We start from the raw sequence: 7,253 nt of genomic DNA on the forward strand, positions 1-7,253 counted from the left end.
GTCAGACGCGGCCCCGTGTGATTCAGCGGAGCGGTTAACAGGCTGCTGAAAAAGGGGTTTGGGTCTGGTTCGGGCGGAAATCGCTTGCGATACGACGAAATCCGGCTGAGAATCCACGTATTCTGGATCGGTCCGGGACCGACTTTACGGTTTTCGGAGCATAGGCGCGGCCCTTCTGAATCTTTCCAGCAGCCGGCTACAGCCGGATGGCGGAGAGGAGGCGGCCGTAGTCTGCCTCTCCCGCATGGACGGTACGGCGGTAGGAGAAGAACCGTTCCGGGTCCGAATAGGTGCAATGACCTGTCCATTCCGCCGCCCCGATTCCCGCCTCGCGGAGCCGGTGGAGGCCGAAGCCGGGCAGGTCGAACATCATCCTGTCGCCCTTTCCCTGGGAGAAAAAGCGGGAATAGGTACGGTCCTCATCCGTGAAAGTGTAGAAGAACTCGGGACCGACCTCGTAGGCGCGCTGGCTGATCGTCGGGCCGATGACGGCGACCGTATCCTCCCGCCGGGCGCCCAGCGTTTCCATCCGGTCGAGCACCGTTTCCAGCACGCCTTCGAGCGCACCCCGCCAACCTGCGTGGGCCGCGCCGATCACGCCCGCCTGCCGGTCCGCAAACAGGACCGGCTCACAATCCGCGGTCAGGATGCCGAGAGCGAGACCCGGCGTCCGGGTCACCATGCCATCGGCGCGGATCGGCGCCTCCGGCGGCGCATCCAGCACGACCACATCGGGAGAATGCACCTGCGCCAGCGTCACCAGCGATTGCGCCGGCAGCGCCAGAGCCTTGGCGGCGCGGGCCCGGTTGATCGCGACAACCTCCGCCAGATCGCTGGAGCCGGGACCGCAGTTCAACCCGTGGAAGATGCCGGATGACGCGCCCCCCTTCCGGGTGAAGAAACCGTGTCTGAGGGGAGCGAGGGCAGGAGAGGTGATCGGGGCGAGCGTCATTCGGCAAATCCGGGGGGCAGGGGGGCAGTCTGGGGATAGAGGGCGAGAACTTTGAACACAGTTCCCATCGCATTGGCCGCGGTCAAGCGCTCCGTTGCAGCCTCGTGGATGAGGAGGGCATCTCCGCTCATCCTTTGGGCGAGTTGCCGGGCACGCGCGGCAAGCCCGAGCCGTTCGAGGAACGCGCCTTGTTCAACCATTCCGGTCGCACGGGCGGGCGACGCGGCGCGGGCCACGGCCTCAAAATCCACATGTGCCGTCAGGTCTGCCAGTCCGGGGTCGGCGAGCGGGTCGGTGAAGCCGTGGTTCCGCACGGCCTGCAGGGTGTCCCCTCGCGAATGCCAGCCGCCGTAGTCAACGAAAAGCGCTGCGCCGCCATGCCGGGACAACCGCGCGCCGACCTCTCCAACGACCGTGCGGAGCGCCGGGCAGAGTTCGATGATATCGCCGGGCCGCGTATCCGCAATCCGGTCAGCCAGCAGAGAGACGTGGATGGGCGGGGAGAGGGCAAAGGCGAGGTGGCCGTCCTCTTCCGTCACCATCACCTCCTGCCAGCCCGCGGCGTGGCGGTGAAACTGGCGGATTGGGAGAGCATCCAGGAACTCGTTGGCCAGCAGGAAGAGCGGCAGTTCGGGAAGCGTCGTCACGCTGTCGTGCCATTGGGGGTCGTAGCCGGCCAGCGCTGCCGCCTGGGCCGCGCGGAGTGTGGGAGATGCCTCCATCAGGCAGATGCGCATCGCCTCGTGCAGGCCCGGCACGCCCCGGGTCGCGCGAAGGGCATCGGCCATAAGCGTGCCGCGCCCCGGCCCGAGCTCCGCCAATACGAAGGGAGCGGGCGCGCCCTGATCCAGCCAGCACTGCGCCAGCCACAGGCCCAGCAGTTCTCCGAACATCTGGCTGATCTCCGGCGCGGTCACGAAGTCGCCGCCCCGGCCCAGCGGGTCGCGGGTGGTATAATAGCCGTATTGCGGGTCGAGCAGGCATTCGGCCATGTAGTCGGCAAGCGTGATCGGCCCCGTCCGGGCGATCCTGAGCGCGATCCGCCGGCCGAGCGGCGTCACCGGGTGCGTGCCCGGAGGATGAGCAGCAGGCCGAGAGCGATCATCGGCAGCGACAGAAGCTGACCCATGGAAAGTCCCCAGCCGCCGCCGAACTGCACCGCATGGCCCAGCGGGTTGCCCGGGCCGATGAACTGATGATCCGCCACGCGGACGAATTCCACGATGAACCGTGCGATGCCGTAGCCCATCGCAAAGACGCCCATCAGCCGTCCCGGCGCCTTGAGCCAGCCCTTGCGCCAGGCAAGCCACAGCAGCAGCGCGCCAAGGATCGCGCCCTCCATCAGCGCCTCATAGAGCTGCGAGGGGTGGCGGGCACAGGGCAGGCTCCAGCCGGGGCAGTCCTGCGCGGCGGCACCGGGAAAGATCACCGCCCAAGGCAGATCGGAGGGGCGGCCCCACAGCTCCGCATTGATGAAGTTGGCAATCCGCCCGAGCATCAGCCCCGGTGGTGTGGCAACGGCCAGCGCATCGCCGAGCGACAGCGGCGGCACCTTTTCCTTCAGCGCAAACAGCAGCGCGGCCAGTGTCACGCCGATCAGCCCGCCGTGGAAGGACATGCCCCCCTCCCACACGCGCAGGATCTCCGCCGGATGCGCCAGATAATAGCCCGGCTGGTAGAACAGCACGAAGCCAAGCCGGCCGCCCAGCAGCACGCCGAAGATGATCCAGGTGAGCAGCCGCTCCACCTGCTCCGCCGTCATCGGTGCGGTATCATGGGGCCAGAGGGCCGGCCTGCGGACCAGCGCGACGATCATCCGCCATCCGATCAGGAGCCCTGCGATATAGGCAAGGGCGTACCAGCGCAGCGCGAAGCTGAAACCGCCAATGGTAACGGAGAAGATCTCCGGTGAAATGTCGGGGAAGGGGAGCACAGCCTGCATGACGGCCTTCCTTCCCGCTTGTCTGCGGCAAGTCAAGGTGACGCGTGCGCGACATGCGCGGCTCCGCTGCAGGATCGGCGGGGTTGGCGAGCTATCGTCGGCGCATGGCTTGTGCATGGCCTGCGCGCGTCCATATAAGGGAAACCTGCCAAGGAGGCCCGGATGCAAACCCGTAACCGCATTTTTGACGATCTGTCGCAGCTCATGACCAACGCCATGGGTGTGGCGCAGGGCGCGCGGTCGGAGGCCGAGACAGCCATGAAGGGCTGGGTCGATCGTTTCCTTGCGGATCGTGATCTCGTGACGCGTGAGGAATTCGACGCTGTCCGCGCCATGGCGCAGAAGGCGCGTGAGGAAAACGCCACACTCAAGGCTCGTCTCGACGCCCTGGAGGCCCGCTTCGCGGAGGCAGTCGAACGTGCGGAGCCGGAACTGCCCCCGAGCGCAGGGACGCCGGACGCCTGAGCGCGGCCCTTGAGGGCCGTTGAAGAACGCGTATGTCACGCACCTGCGGCGCGTAACGGTGCTTCTGTTTGAAGACTGATCGGCTGCCCGTCGCTGCGGGCATCACCATCGCCGAATGAATGGCCGATGTGGGATATCTTCATAGGCTTCAGATTGGCGATCCCGCGACGGGGTTTGCCGCGTCGATAGCGCATCCCCTTGCATTGCTACACTAGAGATCGGGCAGCCCCCACTTTGTGGGGCGTTCCTTTCTGGCAAAGCGTGACCGACCTCTCTGCTGCAAGATGCAGCATGTCGGAAACCGTTCCCAACAGGCTATATTGCTTTGATAGCAATACGCATTCGAGTTGAACTGGAGCGGGCAAATCGAACCCACGACATTCAGCTTGGCAAGCTCACATTCTACCTCTGAACTACGCCCGCGTGCGCTGGGGACATCGCGCAAGCGGGAATGGGCACCGGCCCATTTCGGGACTAAGCCCGCGCGCGGGGGACATCGCGGGCTGCTATGAGTAGGGCAGTGCCGGGTATCACTACGCCCGCGTGCGGGGGGCATCGTCCCCCCAACGGTTCGGGTCGAGTTGCGTCCCAGGAACCCCAGGTCTTCGCGCCTGACCGGACCGGTTTGTGGCCTTGCAGCGCGGGTCCGGGCCAGTGCCCGGCTTTTTCAGCCCCCAGGCGCTTCCGATCCCGCTTCATGGCGGCCTCATGCTCTGATGAGCGATTCCTCGCATCTGGCCGGATTCCGGCACCCGTCGAGGGGTATTTTTCCTCCCCTCCTCCACCTCTGCCTATCCATAGCCTTACCCACAGGATTTTGCGGTTCATCCACGACTGTCACCGAAATATCGCTTTACAGAATGGGTCATTGACCGCACCATATCTGGTAGAAAGAGCAGGCTTCCCCGCTCCTTCTTGTCGGACACCCAGCGTCTTGTGGGGTCTCTTCCCCAAGGCCAATTTCAAGAGAGGTCGGGCCATGTCGCTATCCGAGGACTTCATCGACAGCACGGAAATCCACCCGATCGACATCGTGGAAACACTGGCCGAATATCGCGACTGGGATTTCGAACGTGTGGCGGAGGATCAGATCGCCATGACGGTGGAGGGGCAGTGGCGGAGCTATTCGGTCACACTGGCCTGGTCCCCGCAGGATGAGGTGCTGCGTCTGCTCTGCACCTTCGAGATGGACCCCCCGGAAGGCCGCTCCGCGGATCTGCACGATCTGCTGAACCGGGTGAACGATCAGTGCTGGACAGGCGCCTTCGCCTATTGGGCGGAGCAGCGGCTGATGGTCTGGCGCTACGGGCTCGTGCTGACTGGCGGGCAGGTGGCGGGGCCCGAACAGATCGACAGGATGATCGCCACGTCCGTGCTGGCGGCGGAGCGTTACTATCCGGCGTTCCAGCTTGTGGGATGGGGAGGCCGCAGCGCGAAGGAGGCCCTGCAGGTCGCTATTGCCGAGGCTTACGGTCGCGCCTAGTCTCGGCGCCGTCTGACTGATGGAGACGGCGGAATGAAGATGGATGAGCTTTCGGCGCGCGGCCTCGTGCTGCTTGGATGCGGCAAGATGGGTTCTGCGATGCTGGAGGGCTGGCTTGACCGCGGGTTGGCGCCGGCGGGGGTAACGGTCATCGACCCGCGCCCCTCCGACTGGCTGAGGGAGACGGGCGTCCATCTGGGGAGTGACCTGCCGCCCGCGCCGGCCATCGTGCTCATTGCCGTAAAGCCGCAGATGATGGCGGAGGCACTGCCGGTCCTGAAGCCGCTTGGGGGAGGGGATACACTGTTCGTCTCCGTCGCGGCGGGCACGCCCATCAGCCACTATGAAAGTGTGCTGGGCGCGGCAACGCCGATCATCCGGGCGATGCCGAATACACCGGCCGCCATCGGGCGGGGGATCACCGCGCTGATTGGCAATGGCGCGGCGACGGAAACCCACCTTGCGCTGGCCGAAAGCCTGCTCTCCGCCGTTGGCGAAACCGTGCGGCTGCAGGATGAGGGCCAGATGGATGCGGTCACCGCCGTCTCCGGTTCCGGCCCCGCCTACGTCTTCCACCTGATCGAGGCGCTCGCGGCGGCGGGGGAGGCCGAGGGTCTTCCGTCCGAACTTGCCCTGCGGCTTGCCAAGGTGACTGTCGCGGGCGCGGGTGCGCTGGCCATCGAAAGTGGCGAGACGCCCTCCCAGCTCCGCATCAATGTCACCAGCCCGAACGGCACTACCGCTGCCGCGCTTCAGGTGCTCATGGATGAGGAAGCCGGGTTCCCGCCGCTCCTTCGCCGAGCAGTGAAAGCCGCCGCCGACCGCTCCCGCGAGCTGTCCCGATGAGCGGCGGGAGGGCGCCGGAGATCGGCTGGGATGATTTCGCAAAGGTGGATATCCGCGTCGGCCGGATCGTCCGAGCCGAGCCTTACCCTGAGGCGCGCAAGCCTGCCATCAAACTCTGGGTCGATCTTGGGCCAGAGATCGGCGAGAAACGATCATCCGCGCAGATTACCGATCACTATACGCCGGAATCTCTGCTGGGCCGCAGGGTGATGGCCGTGGTCAACTTTCCACCCCGCCAGATCGGCAAGGTCATGTCGGAGGTTCTGGTGCTGGGCGTGCCCGATGGCGCGGGTGGCGTGGTGCTGATCACCCCGGATCAGGACTTGCCTCTCGGGGGGCGACTCTACTGACCTGGCAGGCTGCCGAAAAGGTCAGGAGCGCCGTACCCATATGCTGAAAATGGAGAAATCGGTACCGGAATGACATGGAATGTTCAGCTCTCCGGCTGGATTTCGTCAGATTTTCCGTTCCAGTGTAGAACTGGAAGCCTTTGCAGGTCTCCTGTTAGATCGCCGCAGAGCGTATCGTCGGAACGGTGCATTTCTCTTGCCGGGGCGCCTTGCTCTCCCCCTCCGCGGCAGAGGCAGCGGGCCGCCGCTATTCCAGCAGACCCGCTTCCCGGTAATACCGCTCCGCTCCGGGGTGAAGCGGGATCTGAAGCATGTCGAGCGCGGTTTCGATGGAGATGTCCGCGCCCTGCGGTGGCCCTTTGTCCAGCGCGGTCCTTGTCCTGTCGTTCCAGAGCGCGCGGGTCAGGGCATAGACCAGTTCCTCCGGCTCCTCGGCCCGCGTGACCCAGACCGCGCCGAGGGCGAGGGTGGGAGTATCCTCCTCGACACCCGCATAGGTGCCACCCGGGATCACCCCCTCTCCCAGAAAGCCGAGATCGACGGCCAATGCCTCCGCCGGAAATCCTTCCAGCGGGACGAGCGCCAGGGATGTTTTTTCCGCCAGTGCCGAGATGAAGGGCGCGGGAAAGCCGCCCACGAAAAAGAAGGCGTCAAGTTCCCCGGCCGCCAGTTGGGCGGCCGCATCCCGCGCGGCCATGGGCGTGAGTGTGACCTCCTCCCGCGGGACATCCCATGCGGAAAGCACCAGTTGCGCGTCGAAGGCCGTTCCCGAGCCGGATTCGCCCGGCGAGACACGGCGGCCTTTCAGATCAGCGGGAGAGCGGATGCCGCTGTCGGCGCGGGTGACAAGATGGATGCTTTCGCTGTGCAGCGTGGCGATGGCGCGAAGGTTCGTGACAGCCTGCCGCCCCTCCCATAGCCCAGTGCCCGTTTCTGCCCAGGTTGCGACGTCGGACTGGACGATACCGGAATTCGCCTTGCCGCTGGCCAGCGCCTCTACATTCGCGACCGATCCGGTGGAGGTCATTGCCTCGACGCTTGCCCCCGGAACGCCGCAATCCATCGGGTCCGGGCAATCGGCCTCCGTCGCCGGGCCGGAGATGGCGGCGGAGATGGTTTGGCCGATAGGATAGTAGCTGCCACCTTCCTCCCCGGTGATTATGGTGAAGGTCGTTCCCGCGTTGGCGGTCGTGTCGCGAATGTGGTGGAAATTGG

The 7,253-nt window shown here is 65.5% G+C and carries 8 protein-coding genes; 4 read left to right on the forward strand and 4 right to left on the reverse strand.

Annotation, left to right across the window (positions count from 1 at the left end; translation table 11 throughout):
- Window positions 1-196 precede the first annotated feature (196 nt).
- The 3 genes from pgeF to lgt are packed head-to-tail and all read right to left on the reverse strand — an operon-like array spanning window position 197 to window position 2,894.
- Complete coding sequence (gene pgeF / locus CG51_RS11100; RefSeq protein WP_035744953.1) at window positions 197-952, reverse strand: peptidoglycan editing factor PgeF; 756 nt, start codon at window positions 950-952, stop codon at window positions 197-199.
- The gene (locus tag CG51_RS11105; RefSeq protein ID WP_035744955.1) at window positions 949-2,013 is read right to left on the reverse strand and encodes a class I SAM-dependent methyltransferase; all 1,065 of its coding nucleotides are present in this window, start codon (window positions 2,011-2,013) and stop codon (window positions 949-951) included. Before CG51_RS11105 ends, pgeF begins: the two co-directional genes overlap by 4 nt.
- Window positions 2,010-2,894, reverse strand: coding sequence for a prolipoprotein diacylglyceryl transferase (lgt, locus tag CG51_RS11110; protein WP_035744957.1), 885 nt, complete (start codon window positions 2,892-2,894; stop codon window positions 2,010-2,012). Before lgt ends, CG51_RS11105 begins: the two co-directional genes overlap by 4 nt.
- Window positions 2,895-3,056: 162 nt before the next feature.
- Here lgt and CG51_RS11115 point away from each other — a divergent pair, with 162 nt between their 5' ends.
- The 4 genes from CG51_RS11115 (at window position 3,057) to CG51_RS11130 (ending at window position 6,038) form a co-directional block, all read left to right on the forward strand.
- A complete protein-coding gene (locus tag CG51_RS11115) occupies window positions 3,057-3,359 on the forward strand; it encodes an accessory factor UbiK family protein (protein WP_051930436.1) in 303 nt (100 codons plus the stop codon).
- A gap of 979 nt (window positions 3,360-4,338) precedes the next feature.
- Entirely contained in the window at window positions 4,339-4,842 is a 504-nt protein-coding gene (locus CG51_RS11120) for a type III secretion system chaperone family protein (RefSeq protein WP_035744959.1), read from the forward strand.
- Between the two features lie 33 nt (window positions 4,843-4,875).
- Complete coding sequence (gene proC / locus CG51_RS11125) at window positions 4,876-5,688, forward strand: pyrroline-5-carboxylate reductase (protein WP_035744961.1); 813 nt, start codon at window positions 4,876-4,878, stop codon at window positions 5,686-5,688.
- Entirely contained in the window at window positions 5,685-6,038 is a 354-nt protein-coding gene (locus CG51_RS11130) for a tRNA-binding protein (protein ID WP_035744964.1), read from the forward strand. The genes proC and CG51_RS11130 overlap by 4 nt, the downstream gene beginning before the upstream one ends.
- 247 nt (window positions 6,039-6,285) lie before the next feature.
- On the opposite strand, the gene CG51_RS11135 is transcribed toward CG51_RS11130, so the two are convergent.
- The coding region (locus CG51_RS11135) for a TAXI family TRAP transporter solute-binding subunit (protein WP_051930438.1) at window positions 6,286-7,253 on the reverse strand (968 nt) is incomplete at its 5' end.

Source organism: Haematobacter missouriensis, assembly GCF_000740775.1.
GTDB classification, from domain to species: domain Bacteria; phylum Pseudomonadota; class Alphaproteobacteria; order Rhodobacterales; family Rhodobacteraceae; genus Haematobacter; species Haematobacter missouriensis.

Excerpts from the sequence above, each read along its gene's own strand:
- lgt (WP_035744957.1), bottom strand. The coding sequence starts at position 2,894 with ATGCAGGCTGTGCTCCCCTTCCCCGACATTTCACCGGAGATCTTCTCC.
- pgeF (WP_035744953.1), bottom strand. The coding sequence starts at position 952 with ATGACGCTCGCCCCGATCACCTCTCCTGCCCTCGCTCCCCTCAGACAC.
- proC (WP_035744961.1), top strand. The coding sequence starts at position 4,876 with ATGAAGATGGATGAGCTTTCGGCGCGCGGCCTCGTGCTGCTTGGATGC.
- CG51_RS11120 (WP_035744959.1), top strand. The coding sequence starts at position 4,339 with ATGTCGCTATCCGAGGACTTCATCGACAGCACGGAAATCCACCCGATC.
- CG51_RS11130 (WP_035744964.1), top strand. The coding sequence starts at position 5,685 with ATGAGCGGCGGGAGGGCGCCGGAGATCGGCTGGGATGATTTCGCAAAG.
- CG51_RS11115 (WP_051930436.1), top strand. The coding sequence starts at position 3,057 with ATGCAAACCCGTAACCGCATTTTTGACGATCTGTCGCAGCTCATGACC.